At 74.6% G+C, this 25,852-nt stretch carries 26 protein-coding genes; 13 read left to right on the top strand and 13 right to left on the bottom strand.

Annotated elements, in window-relative coordinates:
- Positions 1-108: 108 nt before the first annotated feature.
- Positions 109-612, top strand: a complete 504-nt coding sequence (locus E2B92_RS02570) for a DUF1360 domain-containing protein (protein WP_126885757.1) — start codon at positions 109-111, stop codon at positions 610-612.
- Here the strand turns inward: E2B92_RS02570 and E2B92_RS02565 are convergent.
- Positions 599-1,339, bottom strand: coding sequence for a helix-turn-helix domain-containing protein (locus E2B92_RS02565; RefSeq protein WP_126885759.1), 741 nt, complete (start codon positions 1,337-1,339; stop codon positions 599-601). The genes E2B92_RS02570 and E2B92_RS02565 overlap by 14 nt on opposite strands.
- Positions 1,340-1,443: 104 nt before the next feature.
- Between E2B92_RS02565 and E2B92_RS02560 the strand changes: the two genes are divergently transcribed.
- Entirely contained in the window at positions 1,444-3,105 is a 1,662-nt protein-coding gene (locus E2B92_RS02560) for an amidohydrolase (RefSeq protein ID WP_126885761.1), read from the top strand.
- A 12-nt stretch (positions 3,106-3,117) separates the two neighbouring features.
- On the opposite strand, the gene E2B92_RS02555 is transcribed toward E2B92_RS02560, so the two are convergent.
- Together E2B92_RS02555 and E2B92_RS02550 are read right to left on the bottom strand one after the other, a co-directional pair.
- On the bottom strand, positions 3,118-3,813 hold the full coding sequence (locus E2B92_RS02555) for a type 1 glutamine amidotransferase domain-containing protein (RefSeq protein ID WP_126885763.1): 696 nt from the start codon (positions 3,811-3,813) through the stop codon (positions 3,118-3,120).
- A gap of 129 nt (positions 3,814-3,942) precedes the next feature.
- Positions 3,943-4,299, bottom strand: a complete 357-nt coding sequence (locus E2B92_RS02550; RefSeq protein ID WP_235023652.1) for a hypothetical protein — start codon at positions 4,297-4,299, stop codon at positions 3,943-3,945.
- A 161-nt stretch (positions 4,300-4,460) separates the two neighbouring features.
- Between E2B92_RS02550 and E2B92_RS02545 the strand changes: the two genes are divergently transcribed.
- The 4 genes from E2B92_RS02545 to E2B92_RS02530 all read left to right on the top strand — a co-directional run bounded on the left by E2B92_RS02545 (position 4,461) and on the right by E2B92_RS02530 (position 6,498).
- The gene (locus E2B92_RS02545; RefSeq protein WP_126885765.1) at positions 4,461-4,736 is read left to right on the top strand and encodes a DUF1876 domain-containing protein; all 276 of its coding nucleotides are present in this window, start codon (positions 4,461-4,463) and stop codon (positions 4,734-4,736) included.
- Positions 4,737-4,871: 135 nt separating this feature from the next.
- A complete protein-coding gene (locus E2B92_RS33935; protein WP_160159729.1) occupies positions 4,872-5,177 on the top strand; it encodes a hypothetical protein in 306 nt (101 codons plus the stop codon).
- Between the two features lie 173 nt (positions 5,178-5,350).
- The gene (locus E2B92_RS02535) at positions 5,351-5,749 is read left to right on the top strand and encodes a DUF6153 family protein (RefSeq protein WP_126885767.1); all 399 of its coding nucleotides are present in this window, start codon (positions 5,351-5,353) and stop codon (positions 5,747-5,749) included.
- Between the two features lie 104 nt (positions 5,750-5,853).
- Complete coding sequence (locus tag E2B92_RS02530) at positions 5,854-6,498, top strand: DUF305 domain-containing protein (protein ID WP_126885769.1); 645 nt, start codon at positions 5,854-5,856, stop codon at positions 6,496-6,498.
- A 16-nt stretch (positions 6,499-6,514) separates the two neighbouring features.
- On the opposite strand, the gene E2B92_RS02525 is transcribed toward E2B92_RS02530, so the two are convergent.
- Both E2B92_RS02525 and E2B92_RS02520 read right to left on the bottom strand, forming a co-directional pair.
- On the bottom strand, positions 6,515-7,402 hold the full coding sequence (locus tag E2B92_RS02525) for a hypothetical protein (RefSeq protein ID WP_126885770.1): 888 nt from the start codon (positions 7,400-7,402) through the stop codon (positions 6,515-6,517).
- 40 nt (positions 7,403-7,442) lie between these two features.
- The gene (locus tag E2B92_RS02520; protein WP_126885772.1) at positions 7,443-8,525 is read right to left on the bottom strand and encodes an ABC transporter permease; all 1,083 of its coding nucleotides are present in this window, start codon (positions 8,523-8,525) and stop codon (positions 7,443-7,445) included.
- Positions 8,526-8,695: 170 nt separating this feature from the next.
- Here E2B92_RS02520 and E2B92_RS02515 point away from each other — a divergent pair, with 170 nt between their 5' ends.
- Together E2B92_RS02515 and E2B92_RS02510 are read left to right on the top strand one after the other, a co-directional pair.
- On the top strand, positions 8,696-9,019 hold the full coding sequence (locus E2B92_RS02515) for an STAS domain-containing protein (RefSeq protein ID WP_126885773.1): 324 nt from the start codon (positions 8,696-8,698) through the stop codon (positions 9,017-9,019).
- A 5-nt stretch (positions 9,020-9,024) separates the two neighbouring features.
- Positions 9,025-9,954: a sensor histidine kinase gene (locus E2B92_RS02510; protein WP_126885775.1), complete on the top strand. Its 930-nt coding sequence runs from the start codon at positions 9,025-9,027 to the stop codon at positions 9,952-9,954.
- Positions 9,955-10,030: 76 nt separating this feature from the next.
- On the opposite strand, the gene E2B92_RS02505 is transcribed toward E2B92_RS02510, so the two are convergent.
- Positions 10,031-10,957 (bottom strand): DUF6777 domain-containing protein, encoded by a 927-nt coding sequence (locus E2B92_RS02505; RefSeq protein WP_133087371.1) that lies wholly within the window; start codon positions 10,955-10,957, stop codon positions 10,031-10,033.
- A 411-nt stretch (positions 10,958-11,368) separates the two neighbouring features.
- On the opposite strand from E2B92_RS02505, the gene E2B92_RS02495 reads away from it, so the two are divergent.
- Complete coding sequence (locus E2B92_RS02495) at positions 11,369-12,688, top strand: streptophobe family protein (protein ID WP_221889186.1); 1,320 nt, start codon at positions 11,369-11,371, stop codon at positions 12,686-12,688.
- A 21-nt stretch (positions 12,689-12,709) separates the two neighbouring features.
- On the opposite strand, the gene E2B92_RS02490 is transcribed toward E2B92_RS02495, so the two are convergent.
- The 5 genes from E2B92_RS02490 to E2B92_RS02470 all read right to left on the bottom strand — a co-directional run bounded on the left by E2B92_RS02490 (position 12,710) and on the right by E2B92_RS02470 (position 19,302).
- The gene (locus E2B92_RS02490; RefSeq protein WP_126886942.1) at positions 12,710-13,663 is read right to left on the bottom strand and encodes a serine/threonine-protein kinase; all 954 of its coding nucleotides are present in this window, start codon (positions 13,661-13,663) and stop codon (positions 12,710-12,712) included.
- Positions 13,663-14,673, bottom strand: coding sequence for a hypothetical protein (locus E2B92_RS02485; RefSeq protein WP_235023651.1), 1,011 nt, complete (start codon positions 14,671-14,673; stop codon positions 13,663-13,665). Before E2B92_RS02485 ends, E2B92_RS02490 begins: the two co-directional genes overlap by 1 nt.
- A 9-nt stretch (positions 14,674-14,682) precedes the next feature.
- Positions 14,683-17,250, bottom strand: a complete 2,568-nt coding sequence (locus E2B92_RS02480) for an FHA domain-containing protein (RefSeq protein ID WP_126886943.1) — start codon at positions 17,248-17,250, stop codon at positions 14,683-14,685.
- A gap of 77 nt (positions 17,251-17,327) precedes the next feature.
- Positions 17,328-18,263: a zinc-dependent metalloprotease family protein gene (locus tag E2B92_RS02475; RefSeq protein WP_160159728.1), complete on the bottom strand. Its 936-nt coding sequence runs from the start codon at positions 18,261-18,263 to the stop codon at positions 17,328-17,330.
- Between the two features lie 463 nt (positions 18,264-18,726).
- Positions 18,727-19,302: a TetR/AcrR family transcriptional regulator gene (locus E2B92_RS02470; RefSeq protein ID WP_126886945.1), complete on the bottom strand. Its 576-nt coding sequence runs from the start codon at positions 19,300-19,302 to the stop codon at positions 18,727-18,729.
- Positions 19,303-19,353: 51 nt separating this feature from the next.
- On the opposite strand from E2B92_RS02470, the gene E2B92_RS02465 reads away from it, so the two are divergent.
- The 3 genes from E2B92_RS02465 to E2B92_RS02455 all read left to right on the top strand — a co-directional run bounded on the left by E2B92_RS02465 (position 19,354) and on the right by E2B92_RS02455 (position 22,011).
- Positions 19,354-19,800: a nuclear transport factor 2 family protein gene (locus E2B92_RS02465; protein WP_126886946.1), complete on the top strand. Its 447-nt coding sequence runs from the start codon at positions 19,354-19,356 to the stop codon at positions 19,798-19,800.
- Positions 19,801-19,876: 76 nt separating this feature from the next.
- Positions 19,877-20,764, top strand: coding sequence for an SDR family oxidoreductase (locus E2B92_RS02460; RefSeq protein WP_126886947.1), 888 nt, complete (start codon positions 19,877-19,879; stop codon positions 20,762-20,764).
- Positions 20,761-22,011: an FUSC family protein gene (locus E2B92_RS02455; RefSeq protein WP_235023650.1), complete on the top strand. Its 1,251-nt coding sequence runs from the start codon at positions 20,761-20,763 to the stop codon at positions 22,009-22,011. Before E2B92_RS02460 ends, E2B92_RS02455 begins: the two co-directional genes overlap by 4 nt.
- A gap of 120 nt (positions 22,012-22,131) precedes the next feature.
- On the opposite strand, the gene E2B92_RS02450 is transcribed toward E2B92_RS02455, so the two are convergent.
- On the bottom strand, positions 22,132-23,190 hold the full coding sequence (locus tag E2B92_RS02450) for a YihY/virulence factor BrkB family protein (protein ID WP_126886948.1): 1,059 nt from the start codon (positions 23,188-23,190) through the stop codon (positions 22,132-22,134).
- A gap of 133 nt (positions 23,191-23,323) precedes the next feature.
- On the opposite strand from E2B92_RS02450, the gene E2B92_RS02445 reads away from it, so the two are divergent.
- The gene (locus E2B92_RS02445; RefSeq protein ID WP_126886949.1) at positions 23,324-24,718 is read left to right on the top strand and encodes an NADP-dependent succinic semialdehyde dehydrogenase; all 1,395 of its coding nucleotides are present in this window, start codon (positions 23,324-23,326) and stop codon (positions 24,716-24,718) included.
- Between the two features lie 66 nt (positions 24,719-24,784).
- On the opposite strand, the gene E2B92_RS02440 is transcribed toward E2B92_RS02445, so the two are convergent.
- Positions 24,785-25,771, bottom strand: coding sequence for a glutathione S-transferase family protein (locus tag E2B92_RS02440; RefSeq protein WP_126886959.1), 987 nt, complete (start codon positions 25,769-25,771; stop codon positions 24,785-24,787).
- Positions 25,772-25,852 lie beyond the last annotated feature (81 nt).

Raw genomic sequence — 25,852 nt, 5'->3', positions numbered from 1 at the left:
TGATACTTATCCCATTTTTATGCCGCGTCGGCGGCGGGGGCGCGGGGAGGGACCACGACGTCCGCCCCGGCTCCGTTTGGCCGCGCCGCCACCGGGCAGTCGGCTCCCATGGCCGACCTGTTGCGACGCACCCGCCGCGCCTACGCCCGGGACCACGCCCGTCCGCTGGGCGGGTACCTGGCCGCCCTGGCCGGGTACGGCGCCTATGTGACCGGGTGGGCGGCGGCCGTCCGCCGCAGTGGGGCCGCGCCGCCCGACCGGGCGGAGCCGTGGGACGTGGCGCTCACGGCGGTGGCGACCTTCCGGCTGAGCCGGCTGCTCACCAAGAGCGCGGTGACCAGCCCGCTGCGGGCGCCCTTCACGACGTACCACGGCCCCCAGGGACCCGCCGAACTGGACGAGAAACCCAGGGGCGGTGCCAGGAGGACGGCCGGGGAGCTGATGACCTGCCCGTTCTGCATGAGCGTGTGGGTGGGCACGGCGCTCACCGCGAGCCGGGTGCTGTGGCCGCGCGCGACCCGGGCGGCGGTCGCCACCATGGCGACGGTGGCCGGGGCGGACGCGTTGCAGCTCGCGTACACGCTCCTGACCGACCGGGTCACGAAGGACTGACCGGCCGGCCCGGAGGCGTCGTCGCCCTGTGGCGCGCGAGCCGCCCGGCCGCGGCCGACAGCAGCAGGTCCAGCGCCGTCGGGTACGCGCTGTCGCCCATCCGCGCCACCAGGTGGCGGGCCGTCGCGGCGACATGCGGATGGGTCGCCGCGGGCAGCCGCCCGTACGTGGTCCGCCACACCTCCGCCTCCGCCTCCCGGGCCGCCCGGGGCAGCGCCGCGTTCGCCGCGTCCAGGGCGGCGAACGCCAGGGTCTGGTCGACGAAGGCGTGGTAGAGCCGCACCGCCTCCGGGTCCGGGAACCCCGCGCCCCGCAGGATGCCCAGGATCGTCTCCACCGCCCGGATCTCGTGGACGCGCCCCGTCACCCGGCACGCGCCCAGCACCGCCGCCTGCGGCTGGGCCAGCGCCCCGGCGTGCATGCGCAGCCCCAGGCTCCGCAGGTCCTCGCACCAGTCGCCGGTGGGCCGCCAGCCCGACAGCGCCCGGCCGATGAGCTCGTCGGCGACCGCGAGCAGCAGGTCGTCCGTCCCGCGGAAGTACCGGTACAGCGCGCTCGGGTCGGCGCCCAGCGCCAGACCGAGACGGCGCACGGTGAGCGCCTCCGCCCCGTGCTCGCCGATCAGGCGCAGGGCGGTCTCCACGATCAGCCGCTCGGACAGCACGACGCCCTGCTTGGTCGGGCGGCGCCGCCGCCGGGCGGATCCGGGTACGACGCGGTCGGCCATGGCGCTCCTCGCAGGGGGTGGGGTGCGCACCCACGGTCGCGGCGGGCCGCCCTTATGTCAACGCCATTGACCTGTCAGCGGCCGTGCCGGTTCGATGGGCGCCCATGCAGACCCCTCGCCACGCCGACCTCGTCCTCACCGGCGGCCCCGTCCTCACGCCCACCGCCGGCACTCCCGGCGCGCCGCCCGCGACCGCCGTCGCCGTCACCGGCGGCCGGATCAGCGCCGTGGGCACCGCCCACGACGTGCGCGACCTCATCGGTCCGGCGACCGAGGTCGTGGGGCTGGCCGGCCGCCTGCTGCTGCCCGGCTTCCAGGACGCGCACGTCCACCCCGTCCCCGCCGGGCTGGAGGCCGCCCGGTGCGACCTCACCGGGGCCACGACGGCCGGGGACACCCTCGCCGCCGTACGCGCCTACGCGGACGCCCACCCCGACCAGGAGTGGATCACCGGCGGCGGCTGGTCCATGGAGGCCTTCGAGGGAGGGACGCCCACCAAGGGGCTCCTCGACGCGATCGTCCCCGACCGCCCCGTCCACCTGCCCAACCGCGACCACCACGGTGCCTGGGTCAACAGCCGTGCCCTGGCCCTCGCCGGCATCACCCGCGACACCCCCGACCCGTCCGACGGCCGGATCGAGCGCGACGCGTCCGGCGAACCCACCGGCATGCTCCAGGAAGGAGCCATGCGACTGGTCGGACGCCTCACCCCGCCGTCGACCGGTGCCGAGCGGCTGGCCGCCCTCCTGCACGCCCAGCGGACGCTGCACGCGCTCGGGGTGACCGCCTGGCAGGACGCCCTCGTCGGCACGTTCCTCGGCATGGACGACCCCTCCGGCGCCTACCTGGCCGCCGCCCGCGACGGCTCGCTCACCGCCCGGGTCTCGGGCGCCCTGTGGTGGGACCGCGAGCGCGGTGCCGAGCAGATCCCGGACCTCGTCGCACGGCGGGAGGCCCTCGGCCACGGCCGGTTCCGCGCCCGCACCGTCAAGATCATGCTGGACGGCGTCGCCGAGAACGGCACCGCCGCCCTCCTCGACCCCTACCTGGACCGCTGCGGCTGCGCCACCGCCAACAGCGGCACCAGCTTCGTGGACCGGGCCCGACTGCCCGACTACGTCACCGAGTTGGACGCCCTCGGCTTCCAGGTCCACTTCCACGCCCTCGGCGACCGCGCCGTGCGCGACGCCCTGGACGCGATCGAGGCCGCCCGCCGCGCCAACGGCCCCAGCGACACCCGCCCGCACCTCGCCCACCTCCAGGTCGTCCACCCCGACGACGTCCCGCGCTTCGCGCGCCTCGGCGCCACCGCCACCGTCCAGCCGCTGTGGGCCGCGCACGAACCGCAGATGGACGACCTGACGATTCCGTTCCTCGGCCCCGAACGGGCCGCCCGGCAGTACCCGTTCGCCGACCTGCTGCGCTCCGGGGCACGGCTCGCGGCGGGCAGCGACTGGCCGGTCAGCAGCCCCGACCCCCTCGCGGGCGTGCACGTCGCCGTCAACCGGGTCCTGCCCGGCGGGACCGGTCCGGTCTTCCTGCCGGAGCAGCGCATCGGTCTGACCGACGCGCTCACCGCGTACACCGCCGGCTCGGCGCACGTGAACCACCTCGACGACACCGGCGTCATACGGCCCGGGGCCCTGGCCGACCTGGTCGTCCTGGACCGCGACCCGCGCGCGGCGCCGCCGGAGGCCATCGCGGAGGCCCGGGCCGTGCTCACGTACGTCGGCGGCGAGCGTGTCCACGCCGCCGCCGACGCGTGACCGGCCGGGCCGTCAGCCGAGCTTCTTGAGCAGCTCGGCCGCCAGCGGGGCGGAGGAGGCCGGGTTCTGGCCGGTCACCAGGTTGCGGTCGACGACCACGTGCGGTGCCCACGGCTCGCCCTCCCGGAAGTCGGCGCCGATCTCCACCAGACGGTCCTGAAGCAGCCACTTCGCCTTCTCGGCGAGACCCGCCTGCGTCTCCTCCGCGTTGGTGAAGCCGGTCAGCCGGTAGCCCGCGAAGGCGTTGGTGCCGTCCTCCTTGCGGGCGGCGAGCAGCCCGGCCGGACCGTGGCACACCACCCCGAGGGGCAGGCCCGACTCCAGGGCGCGGGTCAGCAGGCGGCCGGACTCGGCGTCGGCCGACAGGTCCTCCATCGGTCCGTGCCCGCCGGGGTAGAACACGGCGGCGTACTCGCCGAGGTCCACGTCCGCCAGGGCCACCGGGCGCTGGAGGGCGGTGAGCGACGCGAGGGCGCCGGCGACCCGGTCGGCGCCGTCCTGCCCGCCGTTGACCTCGGGCGCGAGGCTCGCCCGGTCCACGGTCGGCACGACGCCGCCCGGAGTGGCCACCACCACCTCGTGGCCGGCCGCGGTGAACGCCTCGTAGGGGGCCACGACCTCCTCGGCCCAGAAGCCGCTCGGGTGCTTGGTGCCGTCCGCCAGCGTCCAGTGGTCGGCGCCGGTCATCACGAAAAGGATCTTCGACATGGGTCTCTCTCCCGGGTACGTGCGGTCGATGCACCGACCGTAGGCCGGGAACCCCATAGGGAGCCAATGGGGAAACCGATCGCCGCCATCGGAAATCCTATGACTGAAAGATCCGGTATGTCGGCCTCCCTATGCCTGCCTCGCCGGGTGCGCGGCCAGCGACGCCACCGGCGCGGTCTCGCTCAGGTGACCCACCTGGTGCCGTGCCCGGTCGGCGGCGGCCGGGGCGCCGGAGATGGCCGCCGTCGTAGGGGCGGGCGGCGCGGCCTTGCCCCGGTCGTCGGGCGCGTTCGCCACGGAGGACCAGGTACGCAGCCGATGGCTGACCGCGTCGTCCAGGCTCACCGGGGCGCCGCGCTGCTCGGCCAGCCGGCTCGCCTCCCGGCCGAGCGCCGCGATGTCGTCCCAGCGCAGTCGCAGTACCACCGACACCTCCGCGCCGCCGTCCGGAAGTCCTCGCATCGTCGGCTCGTCGCGCTCGTTCATCGCCGCTCCTGTCGTTGCCGCAGAGACGTTTCACCGCATGAGTACGGAGCACCCGTGCACCCCGTTCAGCACACCACCGAACGGCCTGTCGCCCGAATGGGCGCACGGCGGGCCGCGGGTGCACGCTGGAGAGGTGACGGAGTGACCAGGAGGTGTGTGGCATGAAGACGATCGTCGGCTGGCACGTGGACGTCGAGTTCACCGAGGACGAGGTCGCGGGCAAGACCCGGGCGGCCTGCATGGTCCGGCTCCCGGACGGCACCGAGATGCGTGCCCACGGCCACGCCAAGCGGCACCCTGACGACCGGGAACAGCAGCGCGTCGGCGAGGAGATCGCCGCCGCCCGCTGTCTGAACGAACTCTCCCGAAATCTGATGAAGAAGGCGGGGGGCGAGATCGAGGAGGTGACGCACGTCCCGGCGCACCTGGCCATGTGACGTGCAGACGCGCCGAAGGACGGGGCGCGGCCGGCCCGGCCGCGCCCCGTCGCGCGTGTCACCTCTTGCGCCCCGCCGACGGCTGTACGCGCGTCCTCTTCCGCGCCCGGTCCCGCCGGCCTGGGTGAGCGCGGCGTGACGCGATCCGTCTTCCGCGCCCGGTCCCGCCGGCCCGCGTCCGTACGCGTCGCTCAGGACGACCGCGCCTCCCGCGTACCGGACCAGTTGGCCCTGCGGATGGCCTCCAGCGGTTCCGGCTTCGGCATCCGGGACCGCCCCGGGATGTCCAGCTTCCCGGCCGGCTCGTACAGGTGCCGCTTCGACGCCTGCTCGTCGACGCCCTCACCACCGCGGCCGCCCTGCCTCCGTCCCGGGCTCCGGCGCCACGAGTGTCCGCGCCGCGCCCGGCCGAACGGGTGGGGCGGCGGGCCGGACGGGTGATGCCGTACCGCGTCCGCGCCGTGGCTGCCGGGGCGCGGCGGGTCCGCCTGGCAGATTCGGTCCCGTTAACTCCAAGCGCCCCGCCCACTGGGGCTGCTGGGCCGGGCCCCCGGACGCGTCGGATCGTCCGGGGGCCCCGGCTTGTCCGCGGGGTGTGCCTCTACGATGAGGCCATGAGCCCCGATCAGCGCCGATGCCGCGTACGCCCCCCGGCGTACCGCGGGGTGCTGCTGATCCTGGCCGTGCTCGCCGGAGTCCTCGCCATGCACGGGCTGGCCCCCGGCACCACCGCCCCGGCCGCCTCCGCCCACGCCCACGCGCGGCCCGCCGCCCACGTGGACGGTGACGCCTGCGACCACGCGGAAGAGGGCCGTGACGGGGCGGGCCACGCCGAGCACGCGGACTCCACGTGCGCGGCCGGCGGCGTCTCCACCGCGCCGGGCCGGCCACCGCTGCTCGCCGGCGCCGTCTCCCCGGCGGCCGGCGCCGGGCACCTCGCCGACCCCGCCGGGGCACGGGCGACCGGCCGCGCTCCGCCCGACCTGGCCGAGCTGCAACTCCTTCGCATATAGGGGGCACCCCGCGCGGCGCACCGTCCTCCGGCCTCCGCGAGGACCGGCGCCGCGCCCGGAGCCGTTCCCCCATGCACACGCACGCGCAAGGAGTCGCACCACCCATGACCGCACGACGTCTCTCCCGCACCCGCGCGGCCGTCGCCTCGGCCGCCGTCACCGCCGCCGCTCTCGTCCTCGCCGCCTGCGGCGGCGACGGAGGGGACCCCTCCCACACCGGCCACGGCAGCGCGCGCGCCGCCTCCCCGTCCGCCTCCGCCCCGGCCGAGCGGGGCGGCCACAACGCCGCCGACGTGGCCTTCGCCCAGGGGATGATCCCGCACCACCGCCAGGCCGTCGACATGGCGGACATGGCGGCGGACCGGGCATCCGCCACGGAGGTCAAGGAGCTGGCCGCCGCCATCAAGAAGGCCCAGGACCCCGAGATCCGGACCCTGTCCGGCTGGCTCACCTCCTGGGGCGAGCAGGTGCCCGGCGAGGACGCCTCCGCAGGCCACTCCGGACACGGCGACGGCATGGCGGGGATGATGACCCCGCAGGAGATGGACCAGCTCGAGAAGTCCTCCGGCAAGGCCTTCGACACCGCGTTCCTGAAGCTCATGATCAAGCACCACGAGGGCGCGGTCGCCATGGCCCGGACCGAGCAGGCGAAGGGCTCCCACGGGCCCGCCGAGGAGATGGCGGCCGCCATCATCGCCTCCCAGTCCGCCGAGATCACGCGGATGAAGGAGCTGCTCGGCACGGACTGACCCCGGAGCGGGGCACCTACCCGCGGCGCCCCAGCGCCTCCCGGCAGGCCTCCCGTACCCGCGCGTCGCCCAGGTAGGCGGCGACGCCGTGGTGGTTGGCGCTGTCGTTGCTCACCAGCACGTCGGTGACGCGGTCCGCCGGGGCGTACTCCGGGCGCAGGGTGTGGTCCAGGGCCACCAGGTCCCTCGGGTCCGAGGCGTTGAGCCAGGCGTGGACGCCCGGCGGCACCGCGGGCGCCGCGGCCAGGTGGCCCTGGACCTCCGCCACGGCCAGCGGGGAGCCGAGCGTCACCAGGAGCCCGGCCTCCCGCTCCGACTCCGCGAGCACCTCGTACGCGACGACGGAGCCCAGGCCGTGGCCGACGACGACCGGCGGGGTGTCACCCGCCTTCTCCAGCTCCGCGGCCAGGACGCCGCGCACGGCGTCCCGGGCCCCGCCGAAGAAGTAGGCGTGGGCGTCCTTGAAGGTGTCCCTGACCAGGGTCCTCAGCACGGCCCGGCGGGCGGCCGCCGACTCGGCCATCGTGTCGGCCAGGTACGTCATGTCCCGCAGCCAGCCGCCGAGCGGGTCGCCCGGCTCCCCGGTCCACGGGCCCTCCGGCGCGGGGGTGGCCGACTCGAACCACGCCTCGCCCAGGGTGCGCGCGACGAACTCCTCGGGCGGCTCGTCCCGTACGGGCGCCGGCATCTCCTCCTCGGCGCCCCGGGCGCCCTCCGGACCGCCGTCCAGGGGGTCGGGCGCCGTGTCGGGCAGCGGCGAGGTGTGCCGTACGGACGCCCAGTAGGCCATCAGGGAGGCGTCGCCGAGGTCCTCGCCGAACAGGGCGCGGTCCCACAGGGACCTCAGGAGCTCCGGACGGACCTTGTTGCCGCTGCCGTGGACGTAGATCATCCTGGCGCCCATGGTTCCTCCCGCCCCCCATGAAGAGACGGTCACTGTCAGTTTAGGCCGCGGCGTGGGCGGGGGCCCGGTCACGGCCGCCCGGGTGGCGGTGGCGCCAGAACCAGAAGACGCCGCAGGACACCAGGGCCCACGCGCCCAGCACCGCGAACGGGGACACGTGCTGGTGGCCGCCGAAGTAGACGGCCGTGTGCTGGGCGTTCACCGAGGCGCCCGGAGGCAGCCAGCGCCCGAGGTGGCCGAGCGCGGACGGCAGCAGGGGCCAGGAGACCGCACCGCCCGACGACGGGTTGCCCAGCAGCACCATCAGGCCCCAGGTCGGCAGCATCGCCCACCGCCCCATCAGGGTGTTGAACATGGTGAAGACCATGCCGGACGTGAACATCGTCAGCGCCAGGATCAGCCACGACTCCCCGAACGGCAGGTCGACCGCGCCCAGCAGCCAGTCGACCGTCGCGGCGATGGCGAAGCCGCCGAGCAGCGCGTACCCCGCCGTGAACGCGATCCGCTCGGCCGGGTCCAGCCCACGGGCGTGCACGCTGAGCTGGATCGCCCCGACGAAGCCGATGATCACGGCGGCGAGCGAGATGTAGAACAGCGCGAGCCCCCGCGGGTCGCCCTTCTGCAACGGCTGGACGTCCCGCACCGCGACCGGCACCCCCGTCGCCCGCCCCACACGGATTGCCGCCTCGGCCAGGAGCTGTGCCACGGAGGCCCCCGCCGCTCCGACCACGTCCAGGGCGACGCCCCCGCCCGGCCGGGCGGTGAGCACCGCGAAGACCTCCTGCTCCTCCACCGCACGGCGCGCCGCCGCCCCCGTGCCGTACCGGCGCAGCTCCAGCGAGGCGTCGAGCGCCCGCTCCATGCCGTCGGTGAACCGCCGGCCCTCGGCCGTGTCCGTGGCGCCGACCACGGCCGTCGGGATGTGACGCGGCGTCGGATTGGCCATGGTGTACGTGTACGACCCGGCGAACAGCGCCGCCGCCGCTGCCAGGATCAGCACCAGCACGGTGGCCGGGAGGAAGGGCGACCGCCTGAACGCCGCCCAGGTGTCGGCCCGCGTCGGAGGGCGCCCGTGGGCGCCGTGGGGGCCACGCTCCCCGGCGGCATCATGCGTATCGGCCATGCCGTCAGGCTAAAGCGCACAGACAGGGCAAAAGGGTCGGCCACGCGCGCGCGTGGCCCGGTGTCCGGGCCGGACCGGCTTCGTCGTGCGCGGCGGGGGAGGTACCGTCGGGGACCCGGACGGGAATCGACGGAGGGGTCGTGGCGGTGCCGCACACCGAGGACGCAGCCGTGCCCGGACGGCCTCGCCGCCGGCTCCTGCTGGCCGGCGAGTGCGAACAGGAGGGCCACGTCCGCGTGTCGGGTCAGGTCTACCTGGACACGCTCACGGAGTGGGAGCGGATTCTGGCCGGTCTGCTCCGGCGCGAGGGGGACGTGCACATGGACCTGTCGGGAGTCACCTTCGTCGACGTGGCGGGCGCGACGTCGCTCGCCGGCACGGCGCAGCGCCTGCCCGAGGGGCGGCGGATCGTGGTCCATCACCCACCCGCCACACTGAGTCGTGTGCTGGACCTGTTCTGGCCGGATCTGGTGGCGATCGAGGTGGTGAGGTGAACGACATGAGGCCGACGGCCGATCCGTTCACGCACCCAGCCCTGTTCTACGCGGACGAGGCCGGGTACCTGGCGGGAACCGTGCCCTTCGTCCGCGCGGGCCTCGCCGCCGGAGAGCCGGTCGCGGTGGCCGTCCCCGGCGACAACCTCGCCCTGCTGCGCAAGGCGCTGGGCGAGGACGCGGAGCGCGTGCGGCTGCTGGACATGGAGCAGGCGGGGCGCAACCCCGGGCGGATCATCCCGCGCGTGCTGCGCGGCTTCGCCGACGCCCACCCCGGCCGCCGCGTCCGGATCATCGGCGAACCCATCTGGCGGGGGCGCTCGGCGGACGAGTACCCGGCCTGCGCCCAGCACGAGGCGCTGATCAACCACGCCTTCACCGGCCGCGCGGCCACCATCCTGTGCCCGTACGACACCTCGGGGCTGGACCCGGTGGCGCTGGCCGACGCCCGCGTCACCCATCCGGTGCTCATCGAGGACGGCGTCGAACGCGTCAGCGACGCCTACGCGCCCGACCGTGTCGTGACCGGCTACAACCTGCCCCTGCCGGCCCCGCCCGGCGCCCGCGCGCTGGCCTACGACGCCGACCTGCTGCCCGACGCGCGCGGCTTCGCTCTCGACCACGCGGACGTGCTCGGGCTGCCCGCGGACCGCCGCGACGACGTGGCCCTCGCCGTCTCCGAGCTGACCACCAACAGCGTCCTCCACGGCGGCGGCAGCGGAACGCTGCGGGTGTGGGCCGAGGCCGGGCATCTGGTGTGCGAGGTGCGGGACCACGGCAGGCTGACCGATCCCCTGGCCGGCCGCCGTCCCGCCACCCCGGGCCAGCTCGGCGGGCGGGGGCTGCTGCTGGTCAACTATCTCGCCGATCTCGTGCGCGTCCACACCACCGCCGACGGCACCACCATCCAGTGCCGTTTCCGGCTGCGGGCCTGAAGCCCGGCCTCCGCACCGGCCCCGGCCGTTGACGCCTCGGACGGGGCCCGGCGTCCCGCACGGGCGCGCGGGGGTCCTACGGGGAGGCCGGTGAGACGTCGCCCGGCGACTGCTCCGTGGTCGTCTCACCCGGGGGCGGCTCGGGGGGCGTCGTGGTGTCCTCCGTCCGGGGGCTCACCGGTGACTCGGGGGTCTCCGGACCCGGCGACGACGGCGGCTCGGGCGCGGGAGAGGACGGGGTGGGGGACGTCGCGGTGGCGGTGGGGCTGGTCGTCGGCGGCCGGGTCTCCCGGTCGCGGTCGGCGTTGGAGTCCCCCGGCTGGCGCTTCACCCATTCGCCGGTGCCGGTGTCGACGATGACGAACTCCTCGACGGGCTTGGCCGCCGGTTTCACGACGACCGTGCTCTCCATGCTGTAGCCGGGCCACGGAGTGCCGACGGGGCGCGGGGCGGTCTTCGTGATGACCGGTTCGCCCAGCGGGTTGCCGCAGGCGCACCGCACGCGCGGCACCCCGCGGTCGTCGACGAGCACGGCGGTGCCGGCCTGGAGGACCGCCTGGTAGGCGCGCGGGGCGCCGTCCCGGTAGCTGTGGTTGGTGACCCAGGTGTCGGCGCGCAGCCGCAGCGGGGTCAGCGACCGGAGGTAGTCCGGCACGGTGGACGGCTGGATGCGCAGCGCCGAGGCGAAGGCCCGGTTCTTGGCCGGCTGCGCCGACAGGTACTCGATCTGGCGCTCGACGTCGCAACTGGCCACGTTCTTGGTGCCGCCGTACAGCCCGCGCTGCGAACCGTCGTACTGCCGGACCGCGTTGTCGCCCGGCGCCGGGGCGGTCGTGGGCACCTGCACGGAGGGGGACGGCGAGTCGGCCGGGTCGTTCGCCGTGGAATCGGTGAAAGGGTCGGGGCCGGTGGCCGAGGCGTTCTGGAGGGAGATCGTGCCGCCTCCGCCTCCGCCGCCGCCGTCCTTGTCGCCGCTGGGGCGGGTCAGGACGACGGCCAGCACCACCGCCAGGACGACCGCCGCGGTGGCGATGGCGATGCGCGGAACGGACCGCCACCACGGGCGGCCTCCGCCGCCGCCCCCGCCGCCCGCGCCACTCGCGCCGCCGCCCCCGCCGCCCGTGCCCCCGGGGCCACCGGGCTCGCCCGGCCCGCCCGCACCGCTCGGAACCTCGCCTCCCGGGCGCGTCGGGGGACCACCCTGAGGGTGCGTGGAGTGGCCCGAGATGGGTCCCGGAGGGGGACCGCTGGGGCGATCGGAGGGCGGTTGGGAAGTCACGTTTTTCCCTTTCTTCCGTATCCGCGCCCATTGTGTGCTCGGCAGGGGCACGGACCGCAAACGGACCGCGCCCTCCCGGTGACACCGCGCCACCGTCCGCAGGCGAGCCCGCGGCGGCGCGCTTACCGTGGCACCGTGAGCCGTCACGGACCCAGCACACAGAGTCAGACGCCGAGCGGGGTGCGCGGCGCCGTCCACGACTGGGGCGACGCCCTCGTCACCGTCCTCGCCCCGCTGGTCGCCATGGCCGTCATGGCCGCCCTCGGCCTGTGGGCGGCCGGCGCCACCGACCTCCCCGACGGCGCCTTCCCACATGTCGTCGCGGCCGTCGTGATCATCGCCGCCGGCGGTGACGTGGACGTCGCGGGCGGCGCCGGCGGATTCGCCGGAACGAACGCGGAACTCACCATGATGCCGCTGTCGGTGACCCTCACCGGAGCGCTCGTCGCGGGCGTCTGCTTCCTGCGGCCGCTGCGGCACCGCGCGGTCGCCTCCACCGGCGAACTCCTCGCCCGCGTCGCCCGGACGGCCGTCCTCTGGCTGGCCGCGCTCGCCGCCCTCACCGCCCTGGCCCGGCACACCTTCACCATCGCGCCGCCCGGCTCACCCGTCGACATCATCGGCGACCTGCTGGACGCGACGCCCACCGTCGGCTTCCGGGCCGACGTCGGGCTCACTCTCCTGTTCGGCCTGATCTGGCTGCTCGGCGTCCTGCTCATCGCCCTGCTGGTCTCCCGCAGGGCACCGCTCCCCGCACGGCTGGTGCGCTACCAGGCACCGGTGCGCCCCGCCGCCCACGCCATGCTGCTCCTGCTCCTCGCGTACGTCGTCATCGGCCTGGTCGCCGGTCTGGTCGTGGCGGTGACCCGGGGCCACGCCGCCGAGACGTTCGCCGTGATCCTGCTGGGCCTGCCCAACGTCGTCTGGCTCGCCCTGGGCCTGGGCATCGGCGCCTCCTGGGAGGGCAGGGTGGAGGGCCCCTTCGGCCTGCCGATGCCCCAGGTCCTGGACGCGGCGCTGCGCGGCTCCGAGGACACCACGCTCGACGTGGCGGCCCTCGCCCAGCACGACGGGCGGGCCTGGTGGCTCATCCCGGCCGCCGCCGTCCTGCTGCTGGCCGCCGCCTTCGCCATGGCGGTCCGCTCACCGGCCGGCACCCGGCTGTGGCAGTACGCCCTCCACCTCGGCGTCGCCTTCGCGCTCACCATGCTCGTCGTCATGCCCGTCACCCGGGTCGTCGCCCGGCTCGGCCTGTCGATCCTCGGGATCATGGAGGTCGACGACCTGGGCGGCCGCGTCGCTCTGGTGCCCCACGTGTGGACCGGGGTCGGCCTCGCCCTGCTGTGGGGCGTGGTCGCCGGGCCCCTCGGCGGCCTGCTCGCCGCCCGGGTACGCCGCCGGGGGGAGGCCCCCACGCCGCCGAAAGCCCCGCCGGGCGCCCCGCCGGCCGCATGACCCTCACCCTCGACGTCAGCCTCACAGTTCCCGGAACACCGGCAGTGCCCAGGCCGGCGGGGCGGGCGGGGGCCTTTGGGTGTCGTCCTCCCGCACCAGCGCCGCCCGCAGCTCGGCGACGAACTGCAGACACGTGTCGTACCGCTCCTCCGGAGTCTTCGCCAGCGCCCGCGCCATGATGGCGTCGACCGTGTCGGGCAGGGCCGGCCGCTCCCCGGTCAGCGGCGGCGGAGGATCGTACTGGTGCGCCCAGAGCAGCGCCATGTCGTCGTCCCGCCGGAACGGCGGCACGCCCGCCAGCGTCTCGAACACCACGCACCCCAGGCTGTACACGTCGCACCGGCCGTCCACCGGGCGCCCCGAGATCTGCTCCGGCGCCACGTAGTCGAGCGTCCCCACGAACTGCCCCACGCTGGTGAACCCGGTCAGCGACAAGGACTTCTTCGTCAGACCGAAGTCCGTGAGGTAGACGTGCTCCGGATGCTCGCGGTCCGTGCCCGGCGCCACCAGGATGTTGCCGGGCTTCACGTCCCGGTGCACCAGCTCGTGCGCGTGCGCCGCGTCCAGCGCCGACGCCACCTGCGCGGCGATCCGCCCCGCCTTGTCGGGCGGCAGGGGACCCTCCCGGTCCAGCAGCGCCCGCAGGTCCTGCCCGGCGACGTACCGCATGGCGATGTACAGCACGCCCTCGGTCTCGCCCGCCTCGAACACCGGCACGATGTGCGGGTGGTCGATGGCCGCCGCCACCCGTGACTCGTGCGCGAAGCGCTTGCGAAAGGTGTCGTTGCGGGCCAGCTCCGGGGCGAGCAGCTTCAGCGCCACGGTCCGGTCCAGCCGCAGGTCCCGTGCCCGGTACACCACCGCCATGCCGCCGCGCCCGATCTCGTCCTCCACCCGGTAGTCCGCGATCCGGCGGCCGACCAGCCCGGACGGCCGCCCGGCGGGCAGGTCGTCGCGCGTGACGCGGTCCGTCATCAGGGCTCACCCGTCCGGCCGGCCCCGCCCCGGCCGCGCCATCCGCCCTCGCCGCCGTCGCGGTCCTCCGGCTCGACCACCCGCGTCGGCTCGGCCGCCGCGTCGGGCACGGGGGAGTGCTCGTCGGGCTCCACGACCCGGGTCGGTTCGGATTGCTGGGGTTCGACGATCCTGGTGGGTTCGGCCGCCGGGTCGGGCGGTTGGGGTTCGACGACCCGGGTCGGTTCGGGCGGTTGGGGGTCCACCACCCGGGTGGGTTCGGGTGCCGCGGCGGGCTGTTCGGGTTCCACCACCCGGGTCGGTTCGGGTGCCGCGTCCGGTACCGGGGCGTGGTCGACCACCCGGGTCGGTTCGTACCCGGCGGGCGCGGCCGCCGCGGGTGGGCCCTCGTCCGCCCCCGTACCACCGGAACGGCCCGTCCCGGCTCCGGCGGCCGGGGGGACGGGTTCCGGGGCGGACGGGACGGCCGACGGGCCGGCGGAGGCGGCGTACGTGCTCAGCCGCGTACCGTCGCAGTACAGCCACCGCTCGCGCCGCGCGTCGTACATCCACAGCGCCTCGCCGTCCACGACCAGGCCGATCCGCAGTCCCTGCGTCCGCCGCCGGAACGTCTCGCCGTCCACGCGCCCGGCCACCAGTTCCTCCGCGGCCGCCCGGTAGCGGCCCACCGCCTCCTCCGCGCGGGTGAGCAGCGGGCGGGGGTCGGAGGCCGTGCCCATCGGCCGGTCCGCCGCCGGGGGGTCCGGCGGGACGGAGACCAGCAGCCGTCCGTCCACCCAGGCGGACCAGCCGTTGGAGCACAGGACCTGGCCCCAGTCGCCGACCCGGTCCAGGAGCTGCACCGGCAGGAACGGGTCCAGCGGCACGGTCGGGCGCGACGGGTCCGGCTCCTCCCAGGCGGGCAGCCCCTCGGCGGGCACCACATGGCTGGGCCGGAAGCCGCCCGCCGGCGAGCCGGACGCACCGGAGCCGGGGGAGCGGGAGGACCCGGGGGAGCCGGGGAAGACCATCGGCGGTGCCTACTTTCGCATGATCACCGGCTCGTGCCGGCGCAGCAGTCTCGCGACCAGGAAGCCGAGGACGACGGACAGCACCACCAGCATCCCCATGTCCAGCAGCCACGTCGTGGCCGTGTGCTCGAACAGCGGGTCCGCCGTCTTGTCGGTCGGCGAGAGCCGCCGGATGTCGACCGTCGAACCCATCGCCCCGAACGCCCACCGGGACGGGATGAGCCAGGCGAGCTGCTCCAGGACGAGCGCCCCGTGGATTTTGAGCAGGCCACCGCAGAACACCACCTGGACGATCGCGAGGAGCACGAGGAGGGGCATGGTGACCTCCTCCTTGCGCACCAGTGCGGACACGAACAGGCCGAGCATCATCGCCGTGAACGACAGCAGGGCGACCGCGAGCGTGATCTCGATGAGCGGCGGCATCAGCACGCCCTTGCCGCCCGGGGCGTTCAGCGGGATGCCGATCAGCGCCACCAGCGTCAGGACGACGGCCTGCACGACCGTGATCACCCCGAGCACCACGACCTTGGACATCAGGTACGCCGATCTGGACAGGCCGACGGCTCTCTCGCGGCGGTAGATCGTCCGTTCCTTCACCAGCTCGCGGACCGCGTTGGCCGCGCCCGTCAGCACGCCGCCGACGCAGAGGATGAGCAGCACGTTCATCGTGGACTCGCGGCCGAACCTGCCCTCGGACAGGGCCCGGGCCATCGCGCCCATCACGAACGGCAGCGCGATCATGATGGCGATGAACGTCCGGTCGGCACTCAGCGCGGCCGTGTACCGCCGTACGAGCGTACGGAGCTGCGCGCCCCAGCTCTGCGCCTTCGGCGGCGGGGCCGGCGCCGCCGCGACCACCTGGCCGTCGGGCAGCGGCGGCCGCTGCATGGCGCCCGCGATGTACTGCTGGTGGAGCCGCGAGGCGCGGTACTGGCCCGCCCAGTCGCGCTCCCGGTCGTTCTCGAACGCTTCGAACGCCTCGGGCCACTGGGCGAAGCCGAAGAAGCCCAGGGCGTCCTCGGGCGGCCCGTAGTAGGCGATCCGCCCGCCCGGTGCCAGCACCAGCAGCCGGTCGCAGACGTCCAGGCTGAGGACGCTGTGGGTGACGACGATGACCGTCCGGCCGTCGTCGGCGAGGCCCCGCAGCATGTGCATCACCGACCGGTCCATGCCGGGGTCCAGGCCGGAGGTGGGCTCGTCCAGGAAGAGCAGCGACGGCTTCGTCAGCAGCTCCAGTGCCACGCTCACGCGCTTGCGCTGCCCGCCGGACAGACTGTGGATCGGCTGGCCGGCGCGCTGCTGGAGGCCCAGCTCCTCGATGACCTCGTCCACCCGGGCCTGCCGCTCGGCGCGGGCGGTGTCCTCGGGGAAGCGCAGCTCGGCGGCGTACGCCAGGGCCCGCCGCACGGTGAGCTGGAGGTGCAGGATGTCGTCCTGCGGTACGAGGCCGATGCGGCGCCGCAGCTCGGCGTAGTCCCGGTACAGGTCACGGCCGTCGTACAGGACCGTGCCCCGGTCGGCGGGGCGCAGCCCGGTCAGGGCGTTGAGCAGCGTGGACTTGCCCGAGCCGCTGGGCCCGACGACGCCGAGCAGGCACTTCTCGCCGACGGGGAAGGACACCGCGTCGATGAGGGTCTTGCGGCCCCGGTCCACCGTGACCGCCAGGTCCTGGACGTCCAGCGACACCTCGCCGGTGTCGGTGAACTCCACGAGCTGGGTGCCCACCAGGCAGAACGCCGAGTGGCCGATGCCGACGATGTCCTCCGGCGTCACCCGGGCACGGGTGACCGGCTGGCCGTTGAGGAACGTGCCGTTGTGGCTGTCGAGGTCGTGGATCCAGTACGTGCCGTCCGGCTGGGCCAGCAGCTCGGCGTGCCGGCGCGAGACCGTGAGGTCGTTGACGACCAGGTCGTTGTCGGGGCCGCGCCCGATGCGCACGGTCCGGGCCGGCAGCGGCCGTACGGAGGTGGGCTGCCGAAACGTTCCGGTCGCGGCGGGCATCGACACGGAGGACGGCCGCGCCGCGGGGGCCTGGGCGTGGGCCGCGGGCGCTGCCTGCGACCAGGACGGTTCAGGGCTCGGCTGCGGGGGCGGCGCCTGGGACCAGGACGCCGGAGGGGCGGGTTCCGGGGGCGGCGCCTGCGACCAGGACGGCGGAGCGCTCGACGCCGGGGGCGGCGCCTGCGACCAGGAGCCCGGTGCGTCGGGCGCCGACGGTCGTTCCGGCTCCCGCTCCCGCTCCGCCTCCGCGGGGCGCTCGGGTGCCGTCAGCAGGGCGCACGGCCCGTCCGCCGGATGCCCGAAGTGGATGGCACTGCCGGGCCCCACGTCCCAGACCTGGACGCGTCTGCCTTCGGCGAAGGTGCCGTTGGTACTGCCCTCGTCCCGTACGGTCCACCGTCCGCCCTCCGGGCGCAGCACCGCGTGATGCCAGGAGATCCTGGCGTCGGCGAGCACGATGTCGCTCGCGGGGTCACGCCCGATGCGGTACTCCCGACTCGGACTCATCACGGTGGAGTCCCCGTCGATGTCGAGGACCAGCTCGGGCGCGGTGGGCACTTTTGGCCGCTCTCCCATAGGGCAATTTTATCTTTCCCGTCCGATATACGCCTGGGAAGTCCGAAATTCCGGGCCTGTACTGCCCTCGTCGCCGCTCATCGGCCCGTTCGGCGGCGGTAGTCGGCGACGATGCGGACCACGGCGTTGAAGGCGCGCACGCTGTCGGCGGGCCTCGGGTGGCCCACCGGGGTGCCGAGCCGTTCGCCCCGGTAGGTCTGGCGGGGGTTGGAGTAGCGGTTGATGCGCCGGCAGGGGCCGCCGGTCGCACTGCGGCAACTCGACTCGTACGCCTCCAGCGTCGACCACCTGCCCGAGGGCGGGAAGTAGCCGCGCGCGCTGTTGGAGCCGTGGGGCGCGGTCACGTAGTCGTGCATGGCGCCGAGGTTGTGGCCGATCTCGTGGGCGAGGGAGTGGTGCGCCAGGGCCTTCTGCGCCACGACGCTGTAGCCGTGGCCGCTGGTCCGGGAGGTCACGCGCCGTGGCCGGTTGGCGAGCCCGGCGGCGCCCTTGCTGCCCGTCACCAGCGTGACCAGGTCGGCTCCCACACGGTCGCGGAGGCGGGGGAGGTGGTCGGCGACCCCGTCGCCGCGCCGGGCCACCGCCTTCAGCAGGGCGGCTCCCGAGCGGTCCAGCCGGGCGGGCACCGGGGCCCGGACGATGCCGGTGAGGCGGAGGCGGGCGCGGACGGCGCCGGCGGCGAACGCCTGGGAGGTGGAGGTGACGGCCTGCCGGATACGGGCCCGCACGGTGGGCTCGCCGCCCGCCTCGCGGGCCGCCCGGGCGGTGAAGCCCGCCAGGATGTCGATGGTGACGATCCGTTGTGCGTACGGGGGGCGGGGCACACGCATGCAGTGACGTTTCTTCTTCATCGGGGCGCGGCAGGTCCCGCCCGCCCCCTCCGCCTCGGGCGCGAGCGCGGCCACGGGTGGCGCGGAGGCGGCGGACGGCCGCTCCTGGGCGGGCGAGCAGGCGGACGTGCTCAGCACCAGGGCCAGCGCGGCGGCCCCCAGTGAGGAATGGGCGAGGCGCATCTCCATCCTTTCCTTTCGCAGGGCGGACCACCAAGGTGTCCTTGCGAGAAGGGTGGTGTCGCATGCGCGGTCGGGCGCCGATTCACCGGTTCGGCGGCCCGGTGGCCCGCTCCGGGCCGGGGCCGGGGCCACGCCGGGCCGGGTCGGCGGCCCGAGCCGGGCGCCGGGGCGCCCGGGCGGTGCGGCACCGCGAGGCGGGCGGTGCGGGCCACGGGCCGGGCGGGGTGTCACCGGCTCGCGCGGCCCTCGTGCCCGGCGCCGCTCCCTGAGCCTCGCCGCACCGGCCCCCGCCGGGCGGGGTGTCGCCGGCTCGCGCGGCCCTCGTGCCCGGCGCCGCCCCCCGAGCCTGGCCGCACCCCCGCCGGACGCGCGGTAACACGCCGCCCCACCGCCCTCCGCCGGACGCGCGGCGACAGGCCACCGGGCCGCCGTCCGCCCCAGCGGCCACCGCGCACGCGTCCGTTCACAACCGGGAGCCCTGCGCCGGGACTTGCGGGAGCAGCAGCGCGGCCGCCTCCCGTGCCTCCCTCGCGGGCGCGGAGGAACCGGTGAGGGCGGCCGTGACCATGGCGCCCTCCGCGAGCAGGGCCACGTGCGCGCCCGTCGAGGCCGACGCGTCCGCCTCGGTCACCAGGCCGGTGACGTACCGCCGGAACTCCTCCTTGTGCCGCCGCGCGGCCAGGGCCACCTCCGGCGACGTGGCACCGAGTTCGCCGAAGGAGTTGATGAACGCGCAGCCGCGGAAGCCGGGTTCCTCGAACCACGCGCGCAGCCAGTCGAACACCGCGAGCACCCGCTCCCGCGGCGGGGCGTGCACCGTGTCCACGTACGCGGCCAGGCTGCCGCGCCAGCGGGCGTCGCGGCGCAGCAGGTACGCCTCGACCAGCGCGCCCTTGGAGGGGAAGAGCTGGTACAGGCGCCGCAGCGTGACCCCGGACGCCGATCGCACGGCGTCCATGCCCACCGCCTGGATGCCCCGGCCGTAGAACAGCTCCTCGGCCGCGTCGAGCACCAGGCTCCTGGCCGCGTCGGTCTCCATGTCGGTATCCCCTTGCGTGAGAACCATCGTTCTCGTACCGTACCGCACCAGGTGAGAACGACCGTTCTCACCCGAGAGGAGACCGCCGTGCGCCCGCCCCTGCCTCCGTTCACCGAGGAGACCGCCCGCCTGAAGGTGCGGCTCGCCGAGGACGCCTGGAACACCCGCGACCCCGAGCGGGTCGCCCTCGCCTACACCGAGGACTCGGAGTGGCGCAACCGCGACGTGTTCCTGCGCGGCCGGGACGAGATCGTCGCCTTCCTCACCGACAAGTGGCGGCGCGAACTCGACTACCGGCTCCGCAAGGAACTGTGGGCCTTCACCGGCGACCGCATCGCCGTGCGCTTCGCGTACGAGTACCACGACGCGGACGGGCGGTGGTTCCGCGCGTACGGCAACGAGAACTGGGAGTTCGACGAGCGCGGGCTGATGCGCAAGCGCTACGCGAGCATCAACGACGTCCCCATCGCCGCCGCCTCACACCGGATCACGGTCTGATTCGCGGCGAATGGTTCGGTCCGTGAGTCTTGGGAACGCGAGTAGTCCACCCGTGCAGATCACAGGAAGGCGGACCATGACCGACCCCCGCGAGCCGCAGGACCCCGTGACCCGGCACCCCCGGCCGGACTTCCCCGACCAGGAGCAGTCCCACCCGGGGTGGACCGGCCCGATGGACCCGCCGCCCGACCACGGCGAGGAGTCCTACCGGGGCAGCGGACTGCTCGAGGACCGCGTCGCGGTCATCACCGGCGGCGACTCCGGCATCGGGCGCGCGGTGAGCCTCGCGTACGCGCGTGAGGGCGCCGACATCCTCTTCACCCACCTCCCCGAGGAGGCCGACGAGGCACGCGAGACCGCGAGGCTCGTCGAGGAGTCCGGCCGCAAGGCCATCGCCATGGTGGCCGACAACCGGGACGAGGAGCAGTGCCGCGCCCTGATCCGGCGGGCCGCCGACGAGTTCGGGCGCATCGACATCCTGGTGAACAACGCCGCCTACCAGATGGCCCAGCCGGACGGCATCGAGGCGATCACCACCGAGCAGTTCGACCGGGTGATGAAGACCAACCTGTACGGGATGTTCTGGCTGACCAAGATGGCCCTGCCGCACATCCCCCGGGGCGGCTGCGTCATCAACACCACCTCCGTACAGGCGTACAAGCCCAGCCCGCCGCTGCTCGACTACGCCATGACGAAGGGTGCCATCGTCACCTTCACCCAGGGCCTGGCCCAGATGCTCGCCCCGCGCGGCATCCGGGTCAACGCCGTCGCCCCAGGACCGGTCTGGACGCCGCTCATCCCGGCGACGATGCCCGAGACGGCCGAGTTCGGGAAGCAGTCGCCGCTCGGCCGCCCGGCCCAGCCGGCCGAGATGGCACCCGCGTACGTCTTCCTCGCCGCGCCGAGCGCGAGTTACATCACCGGCGAGATCGTCAACGCCACCGGCGGCACCCCGCTGCCGTGACCCCGGCGGCCCACATACGAGAGCTGTGGCGCCGGGCGGGCTGGGAGGCCGCGGCGGTGGGCCGGTCCGTACGACGGGCCCTGACCGGCCCGGGACCCGAGCGGGACATGGGCATACAGGCCGTCAAGGCCGCCGGCGCCGCCATCCTCGCCTGGGCGGTGGCCGGCTGGTGGTGGAACGCCCCGCTGGCGCTGATGGCGCCCTGGACGGCGGTCGCGCTCGTGCAGAGCACCGTCTACCGCTCCGTCCGGACCGGCGTCCAGCAGGTCGTCCTCATCGCCGCCGGCACCGTGCTGGCGGCGGCGGCCGCCGGACTGACCGGAAACACCATGGCGGCGATGGCGATCGTGCTGCCCGTCACCGCCCTGCTCGGCAACTACTCCCGCTTCGAGGACCAGGGCGTCTACGCCTCCACCACGGCGCTGTTCGTCCTGGTCCACGGCTCGTTCAGCGGCTTCGACATCCTGCACCGGCTGCTGGAGACGCTCCTCGGCGCGGTCATCGGCATCGGCGTCAACGCCCTGGTCCTGCCGCCGGTCCACCTGCGCCACGCCCACGAGTCGCTGTGCCGGCTGCCCCGGGACGGGGCGGAGCTGCTGCGGACGATGGCCGGCGAGATGGAGCGCGGCTACGACCGGCAGACGGCCCAGCAGTGGCACGCACGCGTCCGCCGGCTGCCGCAGCGCATCGGCGACCTGCGCAACGCCCGCCTGTGGACCCGGGAGAGCCTCCGCCTCAACCCGGCGGGGCGCCGCATCCGCCGCCCCGGACCCGCTCTGCCGTCCACGCAGTGGGACGCGGCGTGGGAGAGCGTGGCCGACCATCTGACCGCGCTCACCCGGACGCTCGCCGAGGCGGCGGGCGACAGCCCCCGGCTCAGGCCGCCGCCCGACTCGGTCCTCGGCGACGTACCGCCGCTGCTGCACGCCCTCGCGGACGTGTGCGACGCGGACCACGCGGAGCTGGGCGCACCGACCGGTACCACTGCCGCGGCCGGAACCCGCCCGGGAGCCGGCACCGGCACCGGCCGGGCGGGCGACGGAGACCGGGAGGCCGGGGGCCCGGACGGGGACCGCCGGGACGAGGCCCTCCAGCGGGCCTGGGCGGCCCACCGGCGCCTGAAGGCCAGGCTCGCCGGGCAGGACGACGAGACCGCCACATCGGTCGGCGGCCTGGTGGCCCAACTCCAGCAGCTCCTGCACGACCTGGAGGACGCCCGCGTCACCCCCGCACACGCGGGGACGTGACACGGGCGCCCTCCGGCCCGGGACGTCGGGCCGCCGGCCGGAACTCCCCGCCCGCCGGCCCGAGTCCCCCGCGGAGTGTCCCTGTCCGTCAGCCGGAGTCCCCCGCGGAGTCCCCGCCCGTCAGCCGGAGTCCCCCGCTGAGTCCTCGCCCGCCCGCTCCCCGGGACGGCGGGACTTCTTCCGGGAGAGCTTGCGGGACATCTCCGGGGGCCACTTGCGGGTGTCCCTGGGCTCGACGTAGGGCTCCTGCGACTCCGGCATGCCCCCGCTGATCGCTCGCTGCCGTGCAAGCTCCGCGTCGAGCTCGAGGCCCAGCAGGATGGCGAGGTTGGACAGCCACAGCCAGATCAGGAAGGTGATGACACCGGCCAGCGTCCCGTACGTCTTGTTGTACGAGCCGAAGTTCGCCACGTACAGCGCGAAACCACCCGACGCCACCAGCCACAGCAGCACCGCCAGCACGCTTCCCGGGCTCACCCACCGGAAACCCTGGCCGTGGACGTTCGGAGCCCGCCAGAACAGCAGCGCGATCATCAGGATGACCAGGATGATCAGCACCGGCCACTTGGCGATGCCCCACACCGTGACCGCCTCGTCGCCGAGACCGATGGCCTGGCCCGCCCGCTCCGCGAGGGGACCGGTGAACACCACGATCACCGCGCTCATCAGCAGGAGCAGCATCAGCACCAGGGTCAGCCCGACCCGCAGCGGGGTCAGCTTCCACACGGGACGGCCCTCGGGCAGGTCGTACACGGCGTTCGCGGTCCGGATGAACCCGCCCACGTACCCCGAGGCCGACCAGATCGCCGCCACCAGGCTGACGACCGCGACCACGCCGCTCGCCCCCGGGTTGTCCTGGAGCTGGCGCACCGCGTCCCCCAGGATGTCCCGGACCGAGCCGGGCGCGAGCTTCTGGAGATTGTCCAGGACGGCGCGCGTCGCCGATTCCCCGACCACGCCCAGCACCGACACCATGACCAGCAGGGCCGGGAAGATCGACAGGACGCCGTAATACGTCAGGGCCGCCGCGCGGTCCGGCAGCTCGTCGTCCATGAACTCCTTGCCGGTCCGCTTGAGGACCGCCCGCCAGGAGCCGGTGGACAGGTCGGTGGGCTCCTCAGGAGCCTGCGCGCCCTTCCCCCCCGCCTTTTTGTCTTTCTCGTCACCTGTGTGTGCCATACCGGCACGGGTTACCCGGAAGGCCGGGAATCAACCCGCCGCCGCGGGCCGCGGTGGCCGCCGGCCGCTCGCGTTGCGGCACCGCGGCCGCGGCGGCAGGGTCGAGACAGCGACTGCCCAGGAGGACCCGCCCATGCCCATCGCGACCGTCAACCCCGCCACCGGCGAGACGCTCAAGACCTTCGAGGAGCTCACGCCCGACGGGATCGAGCGGTGCCTCGCCGCGGCCGACGCGGCCTTCCGCGGGTACCGCACCACCACGTTCGCCGACCGGGCCCGGCTGCTGGAGCGCGCGGCCGGCCTGCTGGAGGCGGACCAGGAGGACATCGCCCGCACCATGACCACCGAGATGGGCAAGCCCCTGACGGCCGCCCGCGCGGAGGCGGCCAAATGCGTGAAGGCCATGCGCTGGTACGCCGCCAACGCCGAGCGGCTCCTCGCCGACGAGCACCCGCCCGAGGCGGAGGTGCGGGACGCGGGCGCCACCCACGCGCGCGTGCACTACCGCCCGCTCGGGCCGGTCCTGGCCGTCATGCCGTGGAACTTCCCGCTCTGGCAGGTCGTCCGGTTCGCCGCACCCGCGCTCATGGCGGGCAACGTCGGGCTGCTCAAGCACGCGTCGAACGTCCCGCAGACCGCGCTGTACCTGGAGGACCTCTTCCGCCGGGCGGGCTACCCCGAGGGCGTCTTCCAGACCCTGCTGGTCGGCTCCCGCGCCGTCGAGGGCATCCTGCGCGACGACCGGGTCGCCGCCGCCACCCTCACCGGCAGCGAACCGGCCGGGCGCTCGGTCGCCGCCATCGCGGGCGACGAGATCAAGAAGACCGTCCTGGAGCTCGGCGGCAGCGACCCGTTCGTGGTGATGCCGTCGGCGGACGTGGACAAGGCAGCCCAGGTCGCCGTCACCGCCCGCGCCCAGAACAACGGCCAGTCCTGCATCGCCGCCAAACGCTTCATCGTCCACACCGACGTGTACGACGCCTTCGCCGAGCGCTTCACGGCGGGCATGGAGGCGCTGACCGTCGGCGACCCGATGGAGGAGACCACCGACGTCGGGCCGCTCGCCAGCGAGGCCGGCCGCGACGGCCTGGCGGAGCTCGTCGACGACGCCGTACGCCAGGGCGCGACCGTCCTGTGCGGCGGCCGCCGTCCCGAGCGCCGCGACCCGCGCGGCTGGTTCTACGAGCCGACCGTCCTGGCCGGCATCACCCCCGCCATGCGCATCCACCAGGAGGAGACCTTCGGGCCGGTCGCCACGCTCTACCGGGTGGCGGACATCGACGAGGCCGTGAAGGTCGCCAACGACACCTACTTCGGGCTCAGCTCCAACGTCTGGACCCGCGACGACGCGGACGTCCAGCGGTTCGTGCGCGACCTGGAGGCGGGTGGCGTGTACGTCAACGGCATGACCGCCTCGCATCCCGCGCTGCCGTTCGGCGGCGTGAAGCGGTCCGGGTACGGCCGCGAGCTGTCCGGGCACGGCATCAAGGAGTTCTGCAACGCCACCACCGTGTGGCAGGCGTCCTGACGCACCACCGCGTGGCGGCCGTCCTGACACCACCACCGCATGGCGTCCTGACCGGCGGCCGCGCGGCTACAACGGCTGCACCACCTCGGCGGACGGGGGAGGGGGCGGCGGCGTTCCGTCACCGAACGGGCGCCCGCCCAGCTCCTCCCGGTGGTGCGGGGTCCGCCAGCCGCGCAGGTCCGGGCCACGGGGCACGATCCGCGTCGGATTGATGTCCTCGTGGACCACGTAGTAGTGCCGCTTGATGTGGTCGAAGTCCACCGTGTCGCCGAAGCCCGGCGTCTGGAACAGGTCCCGCGCGTACGCCCACAGCACCGGGTCCTCCGTGAGCTTGTTGCGGTTGCACTTGAAGTGACCGTGGTACACGGCGTCGAACCGGACCAGCGTGGTGAACAGCCGGACGTCCGCCTCCGTGATGGTGTCGCCGACCAGATAGCGCTGCCCCGCCAGGTGGTCCGACACCTGGTCGAGCCTGGCGAACAGCCGCGCGTACGCCGCGTCGTAGGCCTCCTGGCCCTTCGCGAACCCGGCCTTGTACACGCCGTTGTTGACGTCCTGGTAGATGCCCTCCATCCGCTCGTCGATCTCCTCGCGCGACGACCGCGGGTAGAGGTCCGGCGCGCCCTCGCGGTGCAGTTCCCGCCACTGGGTGGACAGGTCCAGGGTGATGCGCTGGTAGTCGTTGGTCACCAGCCGGCCGCTCGGCACGTCGACGACCGCCGGGACGCTCACGGGGCCGTCGTACCCGTCCTCCCTGGCCCGGTACGCCTCGCTCAGGAACCGGATGCCGAGCACCGGGTCGCGGTCGTCCGGGTCGAGGGTGAAGCGCCAGCTCCGCTCGTCCTGCACCGGGTCGGCCACGGCGACGGACAGGGCGTCCTCCAGCCCCAGCAGCCGCCGCACCACCAGCGAACGGCTCGCCCACGGGCAGGCCCGGCTGACGACGAGCCGGTACCGTCCGGCCTCGACCGGCCAGCCGTCCCGGCCATCGGCGGTGATCCGGTCCGTGAAATGGCTCGCGGACCGCGTGAACCCGGCGGAATCGCGCACGATGCCTGCCCTTCTCGCGACGAGGACGGACGTACCGCGCCCGGGTACCCCTCCCCGCCGGGACGTCACACCCGGCCCGCGACA

The sequence above is a fragment of the Streptomyces sp. WAC05374 genome (assembly GCF_004353505.1).
GTDB lineage: Bacteria > Actinomycetota > Actinomycetes > Streptomycetales > Streptomycetaceae > Streptomyces.
This window is presented reverse-complemented; position numbering and strand designations above follow the sequence as displayed.

Excerpts from the sequence above, each read along its gene's own strand:
- E2B92_RS02530 (WP_126885769.1), top strand. The coding sequence starts at position 5,854 with ATGACCGCACGACGTCTCTCCCGCACCCGCGCGGCCGTCGCCTCGGCC.
- E2B92_RS02445 (WP_126886949.1), top strand. The coding sequence starts at position 23,324 with ATGCCCATCGCGACCGTCAACCCCGCCACCGGCGAGACGCTCAAGACC.
- E2B92_RS02485 (WP_235023651.1), bottom strand. The coding sequence starts at position 14,673 with ATGGTCTTCCCCGGCTCCCCCGGGTCCTCCCGCTCCCCCGGCTCCGGT.
- E2B92_RS02545 (WP_126885765.1), top strand. The coding sequence starts at position 4,461 with ATGAAGACGATCGTCGGCTGGCACGTGGACGTCGAGTTCACCGAGGAC.
- E2B92_RS02570 (WP_126885757.1), top strand. The coding sequence starts at position 109 with ATGGCCGACCTGTTGCGACGCACCCGCCGCGCCTACGCCCGGGACCAC.
- E2B92_RS02450 (WP_126886948.1), bottom strand. The coding sequence starts at position 23,190 with ATGGCACACACAGGTGACGAGAAAGACAAAAAGGCGGGGGGGAAGGGC.
- E2B92_RS02560 (WP_126885761.1), top strand. The coding sequence starts at position 1,444 with ATGCAGACCCCTCGCCACGCCGACCTCGTCCTCACCGGCGGCCCCGTC.
- E2B92_RS02480 (WP_126886943.1), bottom strand. The coding sequence starts at position 17,250 with ATGGGAGAGCGGCCAAAAGTGCCCACCGCGCCCGAGCTGGTCCTCGAC.
- E2B92_RS02555 (WP_126885763.1), bottom strand. The coding sequence starts at position 3,813 with ATGTCGAAGATCCTTTTCGTGATGACCGGCGCCGACCACTGGACGCTG.
- E2B92_RS02510 (WP_126885775.1), top strand. The coding sequence starts at position 9,025 with ATGAGGCCGACGGCCGATCCGTTCACGCACCCAGCCCTGTTCTACGCG.
- E2B92_RS02520 (WP_126885772.1), bottom strand. The coding sequence starts at position 8,525 with ATGGCCGATACGCATGATGCCGCCGGGGAGCGTGGCCCCCACGGCGCC.
- E2B92_RS02535 (WP_126885767.1), top strand. The coding sequence starts at position 5,351 with ATGAGCCCCGATCAGCGCCGATGCCGCGTACGCCCCCCGGCGTACCGC.
- E2B92_RS02525 (WP_126885770.1), bottom strand. The coding sequence starts at position 7,402 with ATGGGCGCCAGGATGATCTACGTCCACGGCAGCGGCAACAAGGTCCGT.
- E2B92_RS02470 (WP_126886945.1), bottom strand. The coding sequence starts at position 19,302 with ATGGAGACCGACGCGGCCAGGAGCCTGGTGCTCGACGCGGCCGAGGAG.
- E2B92_RS02460 (WP_126886947.1), top strand. The coding sequence starts at position 19,877 with ATGACCGACCCCCGCGAGCCGCAGGACCCCGTGACCCGGCACCCCCGG.
- E2B92_RS02565 (WP_126885759.1), bottom strand. The coding sequence starts at position 1,339 with ATGGCCGACCGCGTCGTACCCGGATCCGCCCGGCGGCGGCGCCGCCCG.
- E2B92_RS02490 (WP_126886942.1), bottom strand. The coding sequence starts at position 13,663 with ATGACGGACCGCGTCACGCGCGACGACCTGCCCGCCGGGCGGCCGTCC.
- E2B92_RS02550 (WP_235023652.1), bottom strand. The coding sequence starts at position 4,299 with ATGAACGAGCGCGACGAGCCGACGATGCGAGGACTTCCGGACGGCGGC.
- E2B92_RS02475 (WP_160159728.1), bottom strand. The coding sequence starts at position 18,263 with ATGCGCCTCGCCCATTCCTCACTGGGGGCCGCCGCGCTGGCCCTGGTG.